Raw genomic sequence first — 19,504 nt, forward strand, 5'->3', positions numbered from 1 at the left:
CTTGATCCTCTAGAACTTGAGCAAGTGCGTAGCCGCCTGATCCACCGGGCTGACCATCGCATAGTTGTACCCGCCACCGGACCAGTAATCGGCCTGCAACCCATCGGCGCTGCGGCTGCCGCGCGGCAAAAAGCCGTTTTCCGGTCCCGGTGGGCGGATGTAAAAGCTGATGCGATGGCCTTGCTGATCCTCATACAACACCATCGCCGCCGCACCTTGCTCAGTGGTGAGCAGGCGCCCGCTCACGGGCTTGAAACCGGCCTGGCTCAAATCGGGCAGGCGATGGGCCTGGTTGAAATAGCGATCCAGCCAGGCTTGCATAGTGCCGCCATCTTCGGTGCTGAAGTCGGCGGGCATGATGCCGTCCTGGGCAAACAGGCGAAACGCCTGCATGGCGTCGGCCATCGGCAACATCGATGGTTGGGTCGCTTCGCGCGCGTGCCAACCGCCAAGCCCGCCGAGGCAGACTGCGATCAGCAGCACGGCGGCGCTGGCCAGGTGGCGGCGCGATTGATGCCGAATGCGTTGGCGAATCAGTGCCGGGTCGAGGTCGGGGTTGGCCGGTTGCTGCAAGGTTCCGCTCAAGGCGGCGCGCAGGGCTTGTGCATCCTGTTGCCAGGCATGTACCTGGGCGGCCCTTTCAGGGTGGGCAGCCAACCAGGTTTCAAGCACACGGCGGTCGCTCTCGGGCAGTTGGTGATCGACGTAGGCATGCAAATCGCGTTCGCTGGGGGGCAGGCTGATCATTTGAGTATCCGCAGGGCAGGGCTGGTAATTTCGCCTTCGCTGAGTTGACGCAAGGTCTGGCGCGCACGGGACAGGCGCGACATCACGGTGCCTACCGGTACCGCCAGGATCTCGGCGACTTCCTTGTAACTTAACCCTTCGACCGACACCCACAGCAGCAGTGCACGTTGCTCGGTGTTGAGTTGGTCGAAGGCGTGCAGGGTCGATTGGGCCATCACTGTGCGCTCCACCGAGGGTTGTGCATCGTCACGGCCGGTGAAGAATTCGAGCATGCGTGCATAACGGCGGCTGCGCCGGTGGGCGTCGAGGAACTGGCGGTAGAGGATCGAGAACAGCCAGGCGCGCAGGTCTCCTTCCAGGCGTTTGTCGGCCCAGCTGATGATCGCCCGCTCGAGCGTGGACTGCACCAGGTCGTCGGCGCTGCTGGCGTTACGCGTCAGGGACACGGCAAAACGTCGCAGCCTGGGGATGAGTTCACGTAACGGTTCGTCGAGTTCGTGCATGGGAATCTGGCTGGTCGCTACGCTGGGACTTGAGAGACGTATGCCGTTGACGGTTATTCCCACGCTTTGAAAATAAATTCACAGCAGGGGAATAGAGCTTATCGGCGTTCGTCTTAATGCTCCGACCTTATGTTTCAAGCTTAGGCCTCTGGCCTTGGAGTCACTTCATGGTAGATCACTCATCACCGCCCCGTCCTGCGTTGAGTACTGCGAGCCTGATCGCAAGGCTCGCCGGTATCGGTGCCGTGGTTGCGGTTGTTGCCGGGGCATTCGCCTACGTCAACGGCACGCTTGACCCACAGCGCCTGCGTCCCAAAACCCTGGTCAATGCCCTGGAAACCAATAACGGTGTACACCCTGGGTTTCGGCGTAACCATGCCAAGGGCGTGTGTGTGGCCGGTTACTTCGAGAGCAGCCCCGAGGCGCGCGCTTACTCCAGTGCCCAGGTGTTCAGCGAGGCGAAAACCCCGGTGATCGGCCGATTCGCCTTGCCCAGCGGCAACCCCTACGCGCCGGACAGCAGTGTGCCGATCCGCAGTTTCGCGGTGCAGTTCAGCCAGGCCAACGGCCAGCAATGGCGTACGGGGATGAACAGCATGCCGGTGTTCCCGGTGGGCACGCCTGAGGCGTTTTACCAGATGCTCAAGGCCGGCGCACCCGAGCCGGCCACCGGCAAGCCGAACCCGGCCAGTATGCCGGCGTTTTTTGCCGCGCACCCCGAGACGGCGCCGTTCCTGGCGTGGGTCAAGACCGCCAAGCCCTCGGCCAGTTACGCGACCGAAACCTACAACGGCATCAATGCCTTTTACCTGGTAAACGCCGATGGCCAGCGCCAGGCGGTGCGTTGGGGCGTAGTGCCACAGAGCCAGGATGCGACGGGTGACACCGCGCCGCCTGGCGCTGACTTTCTCGAAAAGGATTTGGTGCAGCGTCTGGCTTCCGGGCCGCTGCGTTGGCAGCTGAACCTGACCCTGGCCAACCCCGGCGATCCGCTGGACGACGCCAGCAAAGCCTGGACCGGCGAGCACAAGGTGCTCAACGCCGGCACCCTGGTGCTGCAAAGCAGCCAACCGCAGGCTGACGGCGATTGCCGCGATATCAACTTTGACCCGCTGATTCTGCCCAGCGGTATCCAAGCCTCCAATGACCCGCTGCTGGCTGCACGCTCGGCGGCTTATGCCAGTTCCTACGTACGCCGCGCTGGCGAAGTCAGCCCGCTGCACAGTGCCCCTCAGGAGTCGAAACCATGAATGCCCAACCACGGTTTTTCGCGCCTCTGGCTCGCCTGCTGCATTGGCTGATGGCGTTGATGGTCATTGCCATGTTGTTTATCGGCGCGGGCATGGCGGCGTCGGTGTCGGAGCGTCACGAGTGGCTGATTCATCTGCACAAGCCACTGGGTATCGCGATTCTGGCGTTGGTGATCGTGCGGCTGGTGGTGCGCTTTTCCACCCGTCAGCCGCCGTTGCCGGCTGACCTGCCACTGTGGCAAGTGCTGGCCGCCAAAGCGTCCCATGTCGTGTTATATGCGTTGATGCTGGTGCTGCCGCTGCTGGGCTGGGCGATGATTTCGGCGGCCGGTGACCCGGTGATGCTCAGCAGTTCGGTGCAATTGCCGGCGTTGTTAGCGGCCAATGCACCGTTATTTGCGCTGCTGCGCAAGGCCCATGGCTACCTGGCCTACCTGTTGTTCCTGACAGTACTGTTACACCTGGCGGCGGCGCTGTTTCACGGGTTGATTCGTCGCGACGGTGTGCTGCAAAGCATGACCGGCACCAAAGGCTGATGCCGGGGGGCAGGGCGGGTCAGCGCAGGGTGGTGACGATATCGGCCACGGTGCTCAACACGTCCTTGCCCAGTTGCCTGGAGCGCTCACCGGACCAACCGGTTTTCGGGTTGGGGGCGTCGTCGTTGTCCTTGAAGGGCATCTCGAGGGTCAGCGACAGGCAGTCGTATTGCTGGCCAACGGCATTGCAGGCCAGGGTCATGTTGGCTTCGCCCGGCAGGTCGCGGGTGTAGCCGTGGGTGGTCTGGAAATCGCGGGTCAGGGCGCTCAAGTGCCTGCGGAAGTGTTTTTCCAGCGCTTCGATACGCGGGGTGTAACCGGGGTTGCCTTCGCAGCCTGCGGTGAAGACGTAGGGGATTTCTTCATCGCCATGGATATCGAGGAACAGGTCGACGCCGTATTTCTCCATCTGCTGCTGGGCGAACAGCACTTCCGGGCTGAGCGCCTCGCTGGCGTTCTGCCAGGCACGGTTGAGGTCCTGGCCCATGGCGTTGGTGCGCAGGTGCCCGTGAAAGGCGCCATCGGGGTTCATGTTGGGGATCAGGTACAGGTCGGCGACTGCCAGGAGTTTTTTCAGCTCGGCATCACCGTCCTGTTGCAGGCGCTCGATGACGCCTTCCATAAACCATTCAGCCATGTGTTCGCCGGGATGCTGCTGGGCGATGATCCACACCTTGCGCTGGCCTTCGCCACCTTTGCCGCGGCGTAGCAGCTGGATATCACGGCCCTCGACGCTTTTGCCGGTGGCGAGCAGTTGGGTACCGGCGCGGTTCAAGGCCTGTTCGATCAGCCAGTCGTGACGCTCACGGCTATACGGTTCGAAGTAGGCGAACCAGGCTTGCTTCTCGCGGGTTTGCAGGCTGATGTGCAATGTATCGCCATCAAAACGCGTGGGCACGCGGAACCAGTTGACGTGGTCGTAGGACGCCACGGCGTTGTAACCACTCCAGGCATTTTTATATGACGAATGGCTGGCGTTGCTCAGGCGGAAGGTGTGGGTATGGCCCACATGCATGCCTTCGGCCTTGAAGTGGAACCATTGGAAATGTGCGCTGCGAGTATCGGGTTTGATCGCCAGCAACAACTGATAAGCGTCGCTGGCATCCAGGACCTGGATGTTGCCGCTGTCGAAGTCGGTGCTGATCTTGATGGAGGTCAAGGCCACTGTCATGGGCTGGCTGCCTGCGTAGGATTGTTGTGGCAGATATCTTACACAGGAGTGAGGCAAAATCTTGGTGCAAAATTGTTGCACGGGGAAGGGGGCGTCGTCCTTGACGCCGAGGCAGCTTAGATTCTATGAGATTGATTCTCAAGCGCTATTTCGCAAAGATCCGGGCTAGAGCGTTCGATCGGCTTTCTTTTGGCGATGCTCTTTTGCTACCATGCGCGCCATCAAGCAACACACAGTCTTCATTAGCCTGAAGCCACGCCAGAAAAACTGGCAAAAAAAAGACCCGGCCAAAGAGCCGGGTCAAAAACCGTGATTAGCCTGATGAGGAGATATTCCAAGAGTCCGACCTAAGGTCCCTTGGTCTATCGACTGATCTCGCGATCAGCTGAGCCCAATAATAATCATTATCATTTGCAAGTCAAATGTTTTTATCCGTGTGATAGAAATATTTTTCTTACGTGCCTGTCAGGCGTTCGCCTGGGCAGCAGGCACCTGCACTGCCTGTTCCACCATCGCTTTGGCCATATCAATCAAATACACCACCGAAAAGGCCAGGTCCCGCTGGTTGCCCTGCCGGTTGCTTGCCGATTCATAGGCGGCTGCCGCCGCACTGCGTAGCAGGTCCGATGCGTGCACCAGGGCGTCTTCCTGGCTGATGCCGGGCCTGATGTCGAAAAACGCGGCGTCAGGCGTGGGCGCCGACACATCTTCTTTCAGGTAATAGTCGAGTGCCCGTTGCGCGGCGCCACTGCTGCGCAGGGTCAGCAGTTCGTCGGTTTCGGGCGTGCAAGGCAGGTGATTCGGGAGGGTCATCATGAGGGCGATTACTCTGGCTGGACGTTGAAAACCTGCACCTGATAGTAATACGAATCGTATTTATGTCATTTGATGGATTACTACAAACTGTTTATTGTCGTGGCAATTGCGCAACGTATGGTCAGGCTCCATGGACAACTGGATAGCGTTGGTCAAAGCCAACATGAAAGACCGCAAGGTCACGCAGGATGAACTGGCCGAACGCTTGGGCATGTCCCAGGGCGGCGTCGGTCATTGGCTCAATAAGCGCCGCGTGCCCAGTCTTGCGGACATGAACCGGGTGCTGGACGAGCTGGGGCTCGGCTATCTGGAAGTCGCGCTGGAGATTCGCGAAAAGGCCGACCCAACACCCGCGCTGGAAAAACACTACAACCCGTATTTCCGCTACCCGGTCAGCGACTGGAAAGGCGTCTGCGAAATCCGCGAAGAGCGCCCGACCTACGGCGCGGCCCGTTTCGAACTGAGCGATTACCATGCCCAGGGCGAAGCCTTCTGGCTGCCCGTAACGGGCGATGCCATGACCGCGCCCAGCGGCCTGAGCGTCGGTGCGGGCATGATGATTCTGGTGGACCCGGCCATCGAGCCCGAACCCGGCAAGCTGGTGGTTGCGCAATGGGCCGACAGCGCCCAGGCGACCTTTCGCCAATTGATGGAAGAGAGCGGCCAGCTTTACCTGGTGCCGCTCAATCCGACTTATCCCAAGCAGCTGTTCACCGATGCGTGCCGAATCCTCGGGGTCGTGGTGCAAGCCACGGCGAAGTTCTAGTCCGTGGTCTCAAGTTCCACCAGGGCGCTGCCTTCGGCGACCATTTCGCCTTCCTGGCAAAACACTGCCTTGACCGCCCCGGCGTGAGGCGCGCGGATACTGTGCTCCATCTTCATGGCCTCGAGCACCACCAGCTGAGTGCCAGCCTCCACGTGTTGACCGACTTCTACCAGCACCCGCACGATGCTGCCGTTCATCGGCGCTGTGAGGCCGCCTTGATGAGTCTGGTTGGCCTCGACTGCAGCAATCGGGTCATACAAGCTGACGGCCTGCATCTGGCCGTCCCAGCGCAGATACAGGATGCCTTCGCTGCGTACCGCCAGATAAGCGCGGCGCACGCCATGGCGTTCGATCAGTAGTTGCTCGCCGCGCAATTGCGCAGTGCCCGCTACCAGCTTCACCAGCCGGTCCTGCCCGGCGCAACTCAAGTGCAACGACACGTCGCTCGGCAACCCGGCACGAAAGCCTCGGTTATCCGCCCACGGTCCTTCACCGGCGGGCTGGCTCTGCATAAACGCCGCCCCTGCCGCCTGCCAGAACTCATCGCTCAAAGCACCAGGTGCTGGCAGCAGTTCATCCTGATAGCGCGGAATAAACCCGGTATCGAGTTCAGCCGCCGCAAACGCCGGATGGCCGATGATGCGCCGCAAAAAGCCGAGGTTGGTCTTGACTCCGCCGACCGCAAACTCATCGAGCATGCTCAACAACCGCAGGCGCGCCTGTTCGCGGTCTTCACCCCAGGCAATCAATTTGCCTAGCATCGGGTCGTAGAAGGGCGAAACGTTGTCGCCTTGTGCTACGCCGCTGTCCACGCGGCGCCCCGGGCCTGGAGTAGATTCGCGGTACAGCGCCAGGTGCCCGGTGGCTGGCAGGAAATCATTGGCCGGGTCTTCGGCATACAAGCGCACTTCAATCGCATGGCCCACCAACGGCACCTGATCCTGAGTGATCGGCAGCGGTTCACCCTGAGCTACACGAATCTGCCAGGCTACCAAATCAAGGCCGGTAATCGCCTCGGTCACTGGATGCTCCACTTGCAGCCGCGTGTTCATCTCCATGAAGAAGAACTCGCCACGCGCGTCCAGCAAAAACTCCACGGTGCCGGCGCCCACATAGCCGATTGCCTGGGCCGCACGCACGGCCGCCTCACCCATGGCTTTACGCTGCTCGGCACTCAAGCCCGGTGCGGGTGCTTCTTCCACCACCTTTTGATGGCGACGTTGAATAGAACAGTCGCGCTCATTGAGGTACAGGCAATGGCCGTGTTGGTCGGCAAACACCTGAATCTCCACGTGGCGTGGCTTGAGCAGGTACTTCTCCACCAGCATTTGCCCATTGCCGAAGGACGACAGCGCCTCACGCTGGGCCGAGGCCAGGGCTTCGGCCAACTGGCTGACGTCCTCGACCACCTTCATGCCCTTGCCGCCGCCACCTGCCGTGGCCTTGAGCAGTACCGGGTAACCGATACGTTCGCAGGCATCGCGGAAGGTTTCCAGGTCCTGGTCCGCGCCGTGATAACCCGGCACCAACGGCACCCCGGCAGTTTCCATCAGCGCCTTGGCCGCCGATTTGCTGCCCATGGCATCGATGGCCGAGGCGGGCGGACCCAGGAAAACAAGACCGGCGGCTTCAATCGCACGAGCAAAGCCGGCGTTCTCCGACAGAAAGCCGTAACCCGGATGGATCGCCTGGGCGCCACTGGCTTGGGCGGCGGCGATCAGTTTGTCGATCTGCAGGTAACTGTCGGTGGCCTTGCTGCCACCCAGGTCAACCCGAATGTCGGCCTCGCGGCTATGGCGCGCATCGCGGTCGGTGGCGCTGTGGACCGCCACGGTGGTCAACCCCATCGCCTTGGCGGTGCGCATTACCCGGCAGGCGATTTCGCCACGGTTGGCCACCAGCACAGTGGTCAGTGTGCTCATGAACGTGGCTCCTGCGCTTGCCAGCTGGGCGGGCGTTTTTGCAGGAACGCGCGCAAGCCTTCCTGGCCCTCGGCGCTGACGCGAATCCGCGCGATAGCATTTTCGCAATACCGACGCAGCGCCGGGGTGAGGGCGCCGTTGCCGACTTCGCGCAGCAAATCCTTGCTGGCGCGCATGGCAGCCGGGCTGTTTTGCAACAGGTTGGCGATCCACAGTTCCACTTGCGCATCCAGCTCGGTGGCCGGGTAACTTTCCGCCAGCAGGCCAATGTCGCGCGCACGCTGGCCGCCAAAACGCTCGGCCGTCAGCGCATAGCGCCGCGCGGCCCGCTCGCCGATGGCCTGTACCACGAACGGGCTGATCACCGCCGGGGCCAGGCCGATGCGCACTTCCGACAGGCAGAACTGCGCGTCATCGGCGCCAATCGCCATGTCGCAGCAACTGATCAAGCCCAGCGCGCCCCCGTAGGCTGCGCCTTGCACCACTGCCAGGGTCGGGATTTTCAGCTTGGCCAGGTTGTACATCAACTCGGCCAGCTCGCGCGCGTCGTCCAGGTTGGTGTGGTAATCCAGCTCGGCCGATTGCTGCATCCAGGCCAGGTCTGCGCCGGCGCTGAAGTGCTTGCCACGTGCGCGCAACACTAAAAAACGCAGGGACGCATCGGCCTGCACCTGGTCGAGGGCGATGATCAACTCGCGGATCATCTGCGCATTGAACGCGTTGTTCTTGGCTTCACGACTGAGCCACAGCGTGGCAAAACCACGGCTGTCGGTGACCAGTTCGAGGGTGTTGAAATCGCTCATGGGGTACAGCTCCATTTACATGCGGAACACGCCGAAGCGGCTCGGCTCGATGGGGGCATTCAGCGCGGCGGACAACGCCAGCGCCAGCACGTCACGGGTCTGCTGCGGGTCAATCACACCGTCATCCCACAAACGTGCGCTGGAGTAGTAGGGATGGCCCTGGGTTTCGTACTGGTCGAGAATCGGCTGCTTGATCGCGGCTTCTTCTTCGGCACTGAACGCATTGCCCGCGCGCTCGGCCTGTTCACGCTTGACCTGCACCAGCACGCCGGCGGCCTGTTCGGCGCCCATCACACCGATGCGTGCGTTCGGCCACATCCACAAAAAGCGCGGGTCATAGGCGCGACCGCACATGCCGTAGTTACCGGCACCAAAGCTGCCACCGATGATCACCGTGAACTTGGGTACCTTGGCGCAAGCCACCGCTGTGACCAGCTTGGCGCCGTGCTTGGCAATGCCGCCGGCTTCGTATTTCTGGCCGACCATAAACCCGGTGATGTTCTGCAAGAACAGCAACGGAATCCCGCGCTGGCAGGCCAGTTCGATAAAGTGCGCGCCTTTTTGCGCGGCCTCGGCGAACAGAATCCCGTTGTTGGCCAGGATCGCAATCGGGTAGCCGTGCAGGTGCGCAAAACCACACACCAGCGTGGTGCCAAACAGCGCCTTGAACTCATCGAATACCGAGCCATCCACCAGCCGCGCGATCACTTCGCGCACATCAAATGGCTGCTTGGCATCGGCCGGGATCACGCCATAAAGTTCTTCGCTGCTGTACAACGGCGCCACCGGCGGGCGTTGCACTAACTCACCCTGCTTGCGCCAGTTGAGGTTGGCCACACTGCGTCGGGCCAGGGCCAGCGCATGTTCATCGCTGTCGGCATAGTGGTCGGCTACGCCGGAGATCTTGCAGTGCACATCGGCACCGCCCAGGTCTTCGGCGCTGACCACTTCGCCGGTCGCGGCTTTTACCAGCGGCGGCCCGGCGAGGAAGATCGTGGCTTGCTGGCGCACCATGATCGCTTCGTCTGCCATGGCCGGCACATAGGCGCCACCAGCGGTGCACGAACCCATCACCACGGCGATTTGCGGAATGCCCTGGGCGCTCATGTTGGCCTGGTTGAAGAAGATCCGCCCGAAGTGTTCGCGATCAGGGAATACCTCATCCTGCCGCGGCAGGTTGGCACCGCCGGAGTCCACCAGGTAAATGCACGGCAGGCGGTTCTGCTCGGCGATGGTCTGGGCACGCAGGTGTTTTTTTACCGTGAGCGGGTAGTACGAGCCGCCTTTGACCGTCGCGTCGTTGGCGACGATCATGCATTCGATGCCTTCCACACGGCCGATTCCGGCGATCACGCCAGCGGCGGGCACGTCCTCGCCGTACACCTGGTGAGCCGCCAGTTGGCTGAGTTCCAGGAACGGTGAGCCAGGGTCGAGCAAGCGGTTGATACGCTCACGGGGCAGCAGTTTGCCGCGCGAGGTGTGCCGTTCCTGGGCCTTGGCGCCGCCGCCTTGCTGCACATGGGCGAGCAGGCTGTGCAGGGCGTCGACCTGTTGGCGCATCGCCGTGCTGTTGGCGGCGAACTCCGCTGAACGCGGGTTGAGCTGGGTATGCAAGGTGGCCATGGGGCGCTCCTTCAGCGGGTTTCGTTGAAGAGTTCGCGACCGATCAGCATCCGCCGAATCTCACTGGTGCCAGCACCGATTTCGTACAGCTTGGCATCACGCAACAGGCGCCCGGCGGGGAATTCATTGATGTAGCCATTGCCGCCGAGAATCTGGATCGCGTCCAGGGCCATTTGCGTGGCGCGCTCGGCACTGTAGAGGATCACCCCGGCGGCGTCCTTGCGCGTGGTTTCGCCACGTTCGCAGGCCTGGGCCACCGCGTAGAGATAGGCGCGGCTGGCGTTGAGTTGGGTGTACATGTCGGCGACCTTGCCCTGGATCAGCTGGAATTCGCCGATGCTCTGGCCGAACTGCTTGCGGTCATGGATGTAGGGCACGATCAGGTCCATGCACGCTTGCATGATCCCGGTCGGGCCGCCCGAGAGCACCACGCGCTCGTAGTCCAGGCCGCTCATCAGCACTTTGACGCCGCCATTGAGCACGCCAAGGATGTTTTCTTCGGGCACCTCGACGTCATCGAAAAACAGTTCGCAGGTGTTGGAGCCGCGCATGCCCAGCTTGTCGAACTTATTGCTGCGGCTGAAGCCTTTGTAGTCGCGCTCGACGATAAACGCGGTGATGCCGTGAGGGCCTTTTTCCAGGTCGGTCTTGGCGTAGATCACGTAGGTGTTGGCGTCGGGGCCATTGGTGATCCAGGTCTTGCTGCCGTTGAGCACGTAGTGGTCACCACGTTTGTCGGCGCGCAGCTTCATCGAGACCACGTCGGAGCCAGCATTCGGTTCGCTCATGGCCAGGGCGCCGATGTGCTCGCCGCTGATCAACTTGGGCAGGTACTTGAGTTTTTGTTCGTGATTACCGTTGCGGTTGATCTGGTTGACGCACAGGTTGGAGTGCGCGCCGTAGGACAGCGCCACTGACGCCGAACCACGGCTGATTTCTTCCATGCTCACCACGTGCGCCAGGTAACCCAGGCCGGCGCCGCCGTACTCTTCCGGCACGGTGATGCCCAAGAGGCCCATGTCCCCGAACTTGCGCCACAGGTCGGCAGGGAACAGGTTGTCGATGTCGATCTGCGCCGCGCGGGGCGCGATCTCCTTCGCCACGAACGACTGCACCTGGTCGCGCAGCATGTCGATGGTTTCACCGAGGGCGAAGTTCAGGGACGGGTAACTCATGGACAGGCACCTTAATGTGAGCTTTGTTGTTGTGTGGGTGGGGCGCGGGGGAGGGCGCTCACCTTTACGTTAACGTAAGCTTGCGTTACGGCGCTGTCAATCGTAGTTTACGTTTACGTCAACCTACAAAAAAGACAACAGGGGTCGTTATGGATCAACCGCACCCGAGCTACAGCCGTGGCTCCCAGGACAAGACCTTGCTGGCCATGACCATCGGTCAGGCTTTCGATCGCACCGTTGCGCACTACCCCGATGGCGAAGCCTTGGTGGTGCGCCATCAGCAACGCCGTTACACCTGGCGGGAGTTGGCCGAGACGGTGGATTTGCATGCCCGCGCCTTCATGGCTTTGGGCATGCAAACCGGCGATCGCCTGGGCATCTGGGCGCCCAACTGTGCCGAGTGGTGCATCACCCAAATCGCCAGCGCCAAGCTCGGGGTGATCCTGGTGAATATCAACCCGGCCTACCGCAGCAGCGAGTTGGACTACGTACTCAAACAGTCCGGCTGCGCATGGCTGGTGTGTGCCGGCTCGTTCAAGAGCTCCGATTACCACGCGATGTTGCAGGAACTGCACCCCGACGTGCGCGGCCTCATCAGCCTGGACCCCAGCCCGCCAGCGGGATTTATGCCCTGGTCGCAGTTGGCGGCCCTCGGTGCTGGCATCCCGCCCGAGCAGCTTTATAGTCGCCAAGCCAGCCTGCACTTCGATCAAGCCGTCAACATCCAGTACACCTCCGGCACTACGGGCTTCCCCAAGGGCGCCACCCTCAGTCACCACAACATCCTCAATAACGGTTACATGGTCGGCGAAAGCCTGGGCCTCACCGCGCAGGACCGCCTGGTGATCCCGGTGCCGCTGTACCACTGCTTTGGCATGGTCATGGGCAACCTCGGCTGTATCACCCACGGCACCACCATGATTTACCCCAATGACGGTTTCGACCCGCTGCTGACGCTCACCGCCGTCGCGCAGGAACGCGCCACCGGCCTGTACGGCGTGCCGACCATGTTTATTGCGCTGCTGGATCACCCACGTCGCAGCGAATTCGACCTGGCCACCTTGCGCACCGGCATCATGGCCGGCGCCACGTGCCCCATCGAAGTGATGCGTCGGGTCATCAGCGAGTTGCACATGGGCGAAGTGCAGATTGCCTATGGCATGACCGAAACCAGCCCGGTGTCATTGCAGACCGGCGCCGATGACGACCTGGAGCGGCGCGTCACCACCGTTGGCCGCACCCAGCCCCAGCTCGAAAACAAAATTATCGACGAGGCCGGTAACACCGTGCCCCGTGGCCAGATCGGTGAACTCTGCACCCGTGGCTACAGCGTGATGCTCGGCTACTGGAACAACCCCGAAGGCACCCGCGACGCGATTGATGACGCAGGCTGGATGCATACCGGCGACCTGGCGAGCATGGATGAACACGGCTACGTGTGCATCGCCGGGCGCAACAAGGACATGATCATTCGTGGCGGTGAGAACGTGTACCCGCGCGAGCTGGAGGAGTTTTTCTTCACTCACCCGGCGGTGGCCGATGTGCAGATCATTGGCATTCCGGATGAGCGTTACGGCGAAGAGATCGTTGCCTGGGTCAAATTCCATCCCGGCCATGTGGCCAACGAACTGGAGCTGCAAACCTGGTGCAAGGGCCGCATTGCGCACTTCAAGACGCCCAAGCACTTCAAGTTCGTGGATGAGTTTCCGATGACGGTGACGGGCAAGATCCAGAAGTTTCGCATGCGCGAAATTTCGATCGAGGAGCTGCGAACCCAATCCAACTGACAGCACAGGCTTATGTGGGAGCTGGCAAGCCAGCTTCCACAGAAAGCACAAAGGGGACCCGAAGGTCCCCTTTAATTTGTCGTTGCGTGCTCTTTTTTTATTATTGAGGGGCGGTTTATTGTTGTTTTTGGCAACCGTTACCCTTTACCGCTGTTTTTTGCGACCCCCATCCGGGATCAAGAGCAAACGTATTTTTTTGAACGCTGATCTGCTTCTTCGTTAACGATCCAACCAGTGGCAGCTACCTGAGGTAGTTTTATTTTTCTCTAACCGGTTGCGGGTGTCGGCACGCCGTACCCTGCGAAGCACATCTTCTTCAAAAAAATCTGTTAGCTGCGTCTCTGCCGTGTTGTTTTTGTTATGTCAGAGTCGTTTCGTCTTATTTTTATTAGGTTTGGCGCTTTTTATTCTTGTTATGCCATAGAGATAGCAGGAGCCGTGCCAACTTTTAAAAGTCATTTAAAATCAATGGTTTAATTTTTGTGTAGGGTTTTGCCTACTGCAAATTCGACAAAATATGTTCCCGTGTTACTCGATGTGTATGCGTGCGGTAACACATTGTCACGGCTAAGCTACTCAACCGGCGTTACGTGCCTTGGCGACTCGCGAACCCGTCGGCCGACCCAGCACGTTACTGATCTGCAGGCCTGCACGAATCAATGCCTCCAGATCGATACCGGTGTCGATACCCAGACCATTGAGCAGGTACACCACATCTTCGGTGGCAACGTTACCGCTGGCGCCCTTGGCGTAAGGGCAGCCGCCCAGGCCCGCAATAGAGCTGTCGAACACCGTGATGCCTTCGAGCAGGCTGGCGTAGATATTCGCGATTGCCTGGCCATAGGTGTTATGGAAATGCCCGGCCAGCTTGTCCCGTGGCACCTGCGCGCCGACCACTTCGAACAACCGTCGTGTGGCGCCTGCGGTACCGGTGCCGATGGTGTCGCCCAGCGACACTTCATAACAGCCCATGGCATACAACTCACGTGCTACTGCGGCGACTTGTTCCGGCGCAATCTGGCCTTCGTAAGGGCAACCCAACACACACGACACATAGCCGCGCACGCTGATGCCGTGTTGCTTGGCGGCCGCCATGATCGGCGCAAAGCGCTCCAGGCTGTCGCTGATGGAGCAGTTGATATTGCGCTGCGAAAACGCCTCGGACGCCGCCGCAAATACCGCGACTTCCTTTACGCCAGCCGCCAGCGCATCTTCAAAGCCGCGCAGGTTTGGCGCCAGCGCACCGTAGGTGACGCCGGGCGTGCGCTGGATCTGCGCAAACACCTCGGCGGAGCCGGCCATCTGCGGCACCCATTTGGGCGAGACAAAACTGCCGACTTCGATATAACTCAAGCCGGCTGAGCTGAGTGCGTCCACCAGTTGAACCTTGTCGGCCACGCTGATCGGCTGGGCTTCGTTCTGCAAACCGTCGCGCGGGCCGACTTCCACCAGGCGCACATAAGAGGGGAGAGACATGGGCAGCTACCTTGTGTTTATGGACCAACCGGGTTCATGGTCTGCGCCAGCGCCTGGGTGCAGCGCTCTTCGGCGGTGTCCAGTTCCAGCTTCATCTGTTCGATATCAAGCATCTGTTGCTCGAGCTGCTCACGGCGCTCGGCGATTTTCGCCAGCATGCTGTTGAGCTGGATGTGGTTGCCGCTGGTGGGGTCGTAGAGTTCGATCAGCTCACGGCATTCGGCCAGGGAAAAACCGATGCGCTTGCCGCGCAGGATCAACTTGAGGCTGACCTTGTCGCGCGCCGAGTAGATGCGCTCCTGGCCCCGGCGCTCCGGGGCCAGCAGGCCTTGTTCTTCGTAGAAACGAATGGCGCGGGTGGTGATGTCGAGCTCGCGGGCGAGGTCAGAGATGCTGTAGGTCGTGCTCATGGTGGCGCTCAAGAAGGTCTTGGCGCTAAGCTAAAGGCAGGTTGACGTTTACGTCAAGCAAATAGCCTGGATTGACTCACACCCTGTGGCGAGGGAGCTTGCTGTGGCGAGCAGGCTTGCCCTGCGTTGGGCTGCGAAGCGGCCCCAAAATCAGGCACCGCGTTTCTGTCTGGAAAAATGAGTTGTCTTGATTGGGGCTGCTGCGCAGCCCAACGCAGGGCAAGCCTGCTCGCCACAACAAGCCTGTTCAATACAACAAGCCTGTTCACTACAACAAGCCTGCCCACTACAACAAGCCTGCCCACTACAACATACCTGCTCACTACACCAAGCCCGTTCACCAGAGCTTAGGCTTGCTTGCCATCCAGTTTCTTTTCGTGCGCGGTGACTTGCTGGCACAACTCGATCATCTGCTCACGCATCCAGCGGTTGGCCGGGTCCTGGTCGGTGCTTTCGTGCCAGTACAGGTGGGTTTCCACCGGCGGCACATCGTTGACCGGCAGGTTGAACCAATGCAGCTCATGGCGGCGGGCAAAGCGTTCGGGCACGGTCATCACCATGTCGGTCTGCTGCAACACTTGCGAAGCCATCAGGTAATGCTGGGAACGCAGGGCGATCTTGCGCTGGATGCCCATCTTGCCCAGCGCCAGGTCAACGTGGCCCAGGCCGTTGCGGCGGCTGGAGATATGAATGTGAGTCAGCGACAGGTAGTCATCCAGCGTGAACTTGTCCTTGCCCGCCATCGGATGGCCCTTGCGCATGGCGCATACATAGCGATCTTCCATCAGTTTGACGTGGCGCACTTGCGGGTCGGTGTTGAGCGGTGCGTCCACGGCAAAGTCCAGGCGCCCGGCGGCCAGTTCCTTGGTGGTTTCGCGGCGTTTGGACAAGAAACTCTCGATCACCACGGTCGGCGCCAGGCGGCGCAGGCGCTGGAACAGCAGCGGCAGAATCACCGCCTCGGTGAGGTCGGTCATGCTGATGCGATAAGTCTTGGCCGCCTGTTGCGGGTTGAAAATTCGGCTTTCCTGCACCGACACCCGCAGCAACGACAACGCGTTGCGCACCGGGCCGATGATGTTCTGCGCCATGGGCGTGGGCACCATGCCTTGCGCGGTGCGCACGAACAGCGGGTCGTTGAAGGTTTCGCGCAAGCGTGCCAAGGCGTTGGAAACAGCTGGCTGGGTGATTCCAACGATCTGCCCGGCGCGGGTCAGGTTGGCTTCGGTGTAGATCGCGTCGAAGACGATAAACAGGTTGAGGTCGACCTTGCTCAGATTCATTTCGTTGCGCTCTTATTTTCAGGTGGCGATTTATCAGGTGCTCATACGCCGATCATATATCGGTGATGAATGTTAATACACGCCGAGAATAGGCTAGGTAAATTATCAGCGCTGTTCTAGCATCGATTGCATGACCTAAACAACCTCTCAGAGAAGGGAGCTGCTCATGGATTTCGCCTATTCGCCCAAGGTTCAGGAACTGCGTGAACGCGTCACTGCGTTCATGGACGCTTACGTTTACCCGGCCGAGCCGGTGTTCGAACGCCAGGTCAGCGAAGGTGACCGCTGGCAGCCCACCGCGATCATGGAAGAGCTCAAAGCCCGTGCCAAAGCCGAAGGCCTATGGAACCTGTTCCTGCCCGAATCCGAGCTGGGCGCCGGCCTGACCAACCTCGAATATGCGCCGCTCGCGGAAATCATGGGCCGCTCGCTGTTAGGCCCGGAGCCGTTCAACTGTTCCGCCCCCGACACTGGCAACATGGAAGTGCTGGTGCGTTACGCCAATGAAGAACAGAAGCAACGCTGGCTCGAACCGCTGCTGCGCGGCGAGATTCGCTCGGCGTTCGCCATGACCGAACCGGACGTGGCCTCATCCGACGCCACCAACATGGCCGCCCGCGCCGAGCGTCAAGGCGATGAGTGGGTGATTAATGGCAAGAAGTGGTGGACCTCCGGCGCCTGCGACCCGCGCTGCAAGATCCTGATCTTCATGGGCCTGAGCAACCCGGATGCACCGCGCCACCAGCAGCACTCGATGATCCTGGTGCCGGTAGACACGCCAGGGGTAAAAATCGTACGACCACTGCCGGTGTTCGGCTACGACGACGCACCCCACGGCCACGCTGAAGTACTGTTCGACAACGTGCGTGTGCCGTATGAAAACGTACTGCTGGGTGAAGGCCGTGGCTTCGAAATCGCCCAGGGCCGCCTTGGCCCAGGCCGCATACACCACTGCATGCGCTCCGTCGGCATGGCCGAGCGTGCGCTGGAACTGATGTGCAAACGCTCCGTCAGCCGCACCGCGTTCGGCAAGCCATTGGCGCGCCTGGGCGGCAATATCGACAAGATCGCCGACTCGCGGATGGAAATCGACATGGCGCGCCTGCTGACCCTGAAAGCGGCGTACATGATGGACACCGTCGGTAACAAAGTCGCGAAAAGCGAAATCGCGCAGATCAAGGTCGTGGCGCCGAACGTGGCCTTGAAGGTGATTGACCGGGCGATTCAGATCCATGGTGGCGCCGGTGTTTCCAACGACTTCCCGCTGGCCTACATGTACGCCATGCAACGCACCCTGCGCCTGGCCGACGGCCCGGATGAAGTGCACCGTGCGGCGATTGGCAAGTTTGAGATTGGCAAGTATGTGCCTAAAGAGCTGATGCGCAGCGGGCAGTAACACCGAGGCGCCTGCATCGCAGGCAAGCCAGCTCCCACACTGGAATGCATTCCAAAGGTGGGAGCCGGGCTTGCCCGCGATGAGCATAGGTATCTACACAACTTTTGAAGGCAGCCAATTTCTCCTGTGGCGAGCAGGCTTGCCCTGCGTTGGGCTGCGAAGCGGCCCCAGTAAAGGCACGGCAATTTTGCTGAAAGTACTCAGCGTCTGTTTTTGGGGCTGCTTCGCAGCCCAACGCAGGGCAAGCCTGCTCGCCACAACAGCCCACTTACAACAGGCTTCGTGTTAACCGGTTGTGTAGATACCTATGCCGCGATGAGGCCAGTGTTTACAAGACAAAACCCGAGGGGTCAGTACACCCAAACCTCCACCCGCCGATTCTTGATCCGCCCCTCATCCGCCGTATTCGCCGCCACCGGCATCTGCGCGCCAAAACCGCGAATATCCCTGAGCACCACGCCGCTCTTGACCAATTCCCGGCGCACCGCCATCGCCCGCAACTTCGACAACAGCGCCGCCCGCTGCGGGTCATTCTTGGCATCGCCAAACCCCACCAGCGTCACCTGCTTGTCGAGCTTGCCGTGGCTTTTTATATACGCCACCACCCGCTGCAAGTCCTGGCGCGCCTTGTTGTCCAGGCTGGCGCTGCCTTCTTCGAAACGAAAATTCACACTCAAGCGCTGGGCGTCACGGACGATGCTTTGATAGTCCTCGGGCATCGACGCCCGTGGCTCCACGGCAATCGCCTGCACCTGCTGGGCGATAAAGCCATTGGCGGCGACGATCGCCTGGCCTTTGCCACTTTGGGTAAAGTCCACCAGGGCTTTGGCCCACGGGTTGCGGTTCGACGGCGGCAGGTAAAAATACAAGCGGCGTGACAGCGGGTAATCCTCGGTGGCGATCAGGCTGATCACCGGTAACATCGGCTGTGAGTCACCGTCGACAATCGCCAGCGCCTTGGCCTGGCGCACATACGGCAGGCCGATAAAACCAATGCCTTGCGGGTCATGGCTCACCGCATCGGACAATGCCTCGCTGGATTCGAAGCGCTTGGCGGCCACGGCCAGCGGTTTGCCGCGCCGGTTCAGCACCAGTTCTTTAAAGGTGTCATAGGTGCCGGACTGATCATCCCGGGCATACAGATGAATGGCGCCGCCGACGCCGCCCACATCCTCCCAGTGGCTGACTTCACCATTGAAAATCTGCGCCAGCTGCTCGGTGTTCAAGGTATTCAACGGGTTTTGCGGGTTGAGGATAATGGCCAGGCCGTCGATGGCAATCACGTGCTCGGCCTCTGGGCTTTTCAGGTCGCCCAGGGGCTCAAGGTCCACCAGTTCGCTGTCCTTGATCGGGCGCGAAGCAGCCGCAAGGTCAGCGTTGGATTTTTTCAGTGCGCTGAACCCGGTACTTGAACCGTGGGCTGCGACCTCCACCGTGACGGTTTTGCCCTGACGCGTCTTGCCGATCACCCGTTGTTCATTGGCGCCATCGCCGGGCTCGCTGTGCACCGCCTGCAAGCCCTGGTGCTCCAGCATGCCCTTGACCAACGCAGGTCCCAGCGCCGCACCAATGGTATTGGAACCCTGGATACGCAGGGCGGGGCCTTGGTCGGGAACGGGGAGGGCAGCGGCGGCAGCGTAGAGCGGCAGTATCAACAGGAACAGAACGCGCAGCATCATGCCGGCACCTTCTTAAGCCAAAGGGAGTGCCGCCAGATTAAGTCAGTGGGGTTTCAAAAATATGACTGACGCACAGCAAGTCAAAATGTGGGAGCTGGCTTGCCTGCGATAACGGTGTGTCAGCCAACCATTTGATGACTGGCCCACTGCAATCGCAGGCA

Annotated in this window: 17 protein-coding genes; 5 read left to right on the forward strand and 12 right to left on the reverse strand. The window is 60.7% G+C overall.

Annotated elements, in window-relative coordinates:
* Positions 1 to 9: 9 nt before the first annotated feature.
* Positions 10 to 747, reverse strand: a complete 738-nt coding sequence (locus ACQY47_RS26240) for an anti-sigma factor family protein (protein ID WP_236462594.1) — start codon at positions 745 to 747, stop codon at positions 10 to 12.
* Positions 744 to 1,250 (reverse strand): sigma-70 family RNA polymerase sigma factor, encoded by a 507-nt coding sequence (locus ACQY47_RS26245; RefSeq protein WP_428553182.1) that lies wholly within the window; start codon positions 1,248 to 1,250, stop codon positions 744 to 746. Before ACQY47_RS26245 ends, ACQY47_RS26240 begins: the two co-directional genes overlap by 4 nt.
* 167 nt (positions 1,251 to 1,417) lie before the next feature.
* Between ACQY47_RS26245 and ACQY47_RS26250 the strand changes: the two genes are divergently transcribed.
* Together ACQY47_RS26250 and ACQY47_RS26255 are read left to right on the forward strand one after the other, a co-directional pair.
* Positions 1,418 to 2,500 (forward strand): catalase family peroxidase, encoded by a 1,083-nt coding sequence (locus ACQY47_RS26250; protein ID WP_428553185.1) that lies wholly within the window; start codon positions 1,418 to 1,420, stop codon positions 2,498 to 2,500.
* Positions 2,497 to 3,036, forward strand: a complete 540-nt coding sequence (locus tag ACQY47_RS26255; protein ID WP_170040865.1) for a cytochrome b — start codon at positions 2,497 to 2,499, stop codon at positions 3,034 to 3,036. Before ACQY47_RS26250 ends, ACQY47_RS26255 begins: the two co-directional genes overlap by 4 nt.
* Before the next feature lie 19 nt (positions 3,037 to 3,055).
* Here ACQY47_RS26255 and ACQY47_RS26260 read toward each other — a convergent pair whose 3' ends face one another.
* Positions 3,056 to 4,207 (reverse strand): M14 family metallopeptidase, encoded by a 1,152-nt coding sequence (locus ACQY47_RS26260; RefSeq protein ID WP_099550041.1) that lies wholly within the window; start codon positions 4,205 to 4,207, stop codon positions 3,056 to 3,058.
* Between the two features lie 465 nt (positions 4,208 to 4,672).
* Positions 4,673 to 5,023, reverse strand: a complete 351-nt coding sequence (locus ACQY47_RS26265) for a DUF6124 family protein (RefSeq protein WP_138454113.1) — start codon at positions 5,021 to 5,023, stop codon at positions 4,673 to 4,675.
* 130 nt (positions 5,024 to 5,153) lie between these two features.
* On the opposite strand from ACQY47_RS26265, the gene ACQY47_RS26270 reads away from it, so the two are divergent.
* Positions 5,154 to 5,789, forward strand: coding sequence for a LexA family protein (locus ACQY47_RS26270; RefSeq protein ID WP_428553190.1), 636 nt, complete (start codon positions 5,154 to 5,156; stop codon positions 5,787 to 5,789).
* Here ACQY47_RS26270 and ACQY47_RS26275 read toward each other — a convergent pair.
* From ACQY47_RS26275 to ACQY47_RS26290, 4 genes are read right to left on the reverse strand one after another with little or no spacing between them, the layout of a single operon-like run.
* Positions 5,786 to 7,711: an acetyl/propionyl/methylcrotonyl-CoA carboxylase subunit alpha gene (locus ACQY47_RS26275; RefSeq protein ID WP_177034339.1), complete on the reverse strand. Its 1,926-nt coding sequence runs from the start codon at positions 7,709 to 7,711 to the stop codon at positions 5,786 to 5,788. The genes ACQY47_RS26270 and ACQY47_RS26275 overlap by 4 nt on opposite strands.
* Positions 7,708 to 8,514 carry a gamma-carboxygeranoyl-CoA hydratase gene (locus ACQY47_RS26280; RefSeq protein WP_017136508.1) on the reverse strand — a complete coding sequence of 269 codons (807 nt, stop codon included), beginning with the start codon at positions 8,512 to 8,514 and terminating at the stop codon, positions 7,708 to 7,710. The genes ACQY47_RS26275 and ACQY47_RS26280 overlap by 4 nt, the downstream gene beginning before the upstream one ends.
* A 15-nt stretch (positions 8,515 to 8,529) precedes the next feature.
* Positions 8,530 to 10,137 (reverse strand): carboxyl transferase domain-containing protein, encoded by a 1,608-nt coding sequence (locus ACQY47_RS26285; protein ID WP_428553194.1) that lies wholly within the window; start codon positions 10,135 to 10,137, stop codon positions 8,530 to 8,532.
* A gap of 11 nt (positions 10,138 to 10,148) precedes the next feature.
* A complete protein-coding gene (locus ACQY47_RS26290; RefSeq protein ID WP_017136510.1) occupies positions 10,149 to 11,312 on the reverse strand; it encodes an isovaleryl-CoA dehydrogenase in 1,164 nt (387 codons plus the stop codon).
* Positions 11,313 to 11,461: 149 nt separating this feature from the next.
* Between ACQY47_RS26290 and ACQY47_RS26295 the strand changes: the two genes are divergently transcribed.
* The gene (locus tag ACQY47_RS26295) at positions 11,462 to 13,099 is read left to right on the forward strand and encodes an AMP-binding protein (RefSeq protein ID WP_169988199.1); all 1,638 of its coding nucleotides are present in this window, start codon (positions 11,462 to 11,464) and stop codon (positions 13,097 to 13,099) included.
* A gap of 576 nt (positions 13,100 to 13,675) precedes the next feature.
* Here ACQY47_RS26295 and ACQY47_RS26300 read toward each other — a convergent pair.
* The 3 genes from ACQY47_RS26300 to ACQY47_RS26310 form a co-directional block, all read right to left on the reverse strand.
* Positions 13,676 to 14,575 (reverse strand): hydroxymethylglutaryl-CoA lyase, encoded by a 900-nt coding sequence (locus tag ACQY47_RS26300; protein ID WP_428553198.1) that lies wholly within the window; start codon positions 14,573 to 14,575, stop codon positions 13,676 to 13,678.
* Between the two features lie 17 nt (positions 14,576 to 14,592).
* Positions 14,593 to 14,985 carry a MerR family transcriptional regulator gene (locus ACQY47_RS26305; RefSeq protein ID WP_017136513.1) on the reverse strand — a complete coding sequence of 131 codons (393 nt, stop codon included), beginning with the start codon at positions 14,983 to 14,985 and terminating at the stop codon, positions 14,593 to 14,595.
* 347 nt (positions 14,986 to 15,332) lie between these two features.
* Positions 15,333 to 16,268: a LysR family transcriptional regulator gene (locus tag ACQY47_RS26310; protein ID WP_017136514.1), complete on the reverse strand. Its 936-nt coding sequence runs from the start codon at positions 16,266 to 16,268 to the stop codon at positions 15,333 to 15,335.
* A gap of 166 nt (positions 16,269 to 16,434) precedes the next feature.
* Here ACQY47_RS26310 and ACQY47_RS26315 point away from each other — a divergent pair, with 166 nt between their 5' ends.
* On the forward strand, positions 16,435 to 17,664 hold the full coding sequence (locus ACQY47_RS26315; protein WP_058420935.1) for an acyl-CoA dehydrogenase: 1,230 nt from the start codon (positions 16,435 to 16,437) through the stop codon (positions 17,662 to 17,664).
* A 350-nt stretch (positions 17,665 to 18,014) separates the two neighbouring features.
* Here ACQY47_RS26315 and ACQY47_RS26320 read toward each other — a convergent pair whose 3' ends face one another.
* The gene (locus ACQY47_RS26320; RefSeq protein WP_428553203.1) at positions 18,015 to 19,343 is read right to left on the reverse strand and encodes a substrate-binding domain-containing protein; all 1,329 of its coding nucleotides are present in this window, start codon (positions 19,341 to 19,343) and stop codon (positions 18,015 to 18,017) included.
* Positions 19,344 to 19,504: the final 161 nt, after the last annotated feature.

The organism is Pseudomonas edaphica, assembly GCF_965277385.1.
GTDB classification, from domain to species: Bacteria; Pseudomonadota; Gammaproteobacteria; order Pseudomonadales; family Pseudomonadaceae; genus Aquipseudomonas; species Aquipseudomonas edaphica.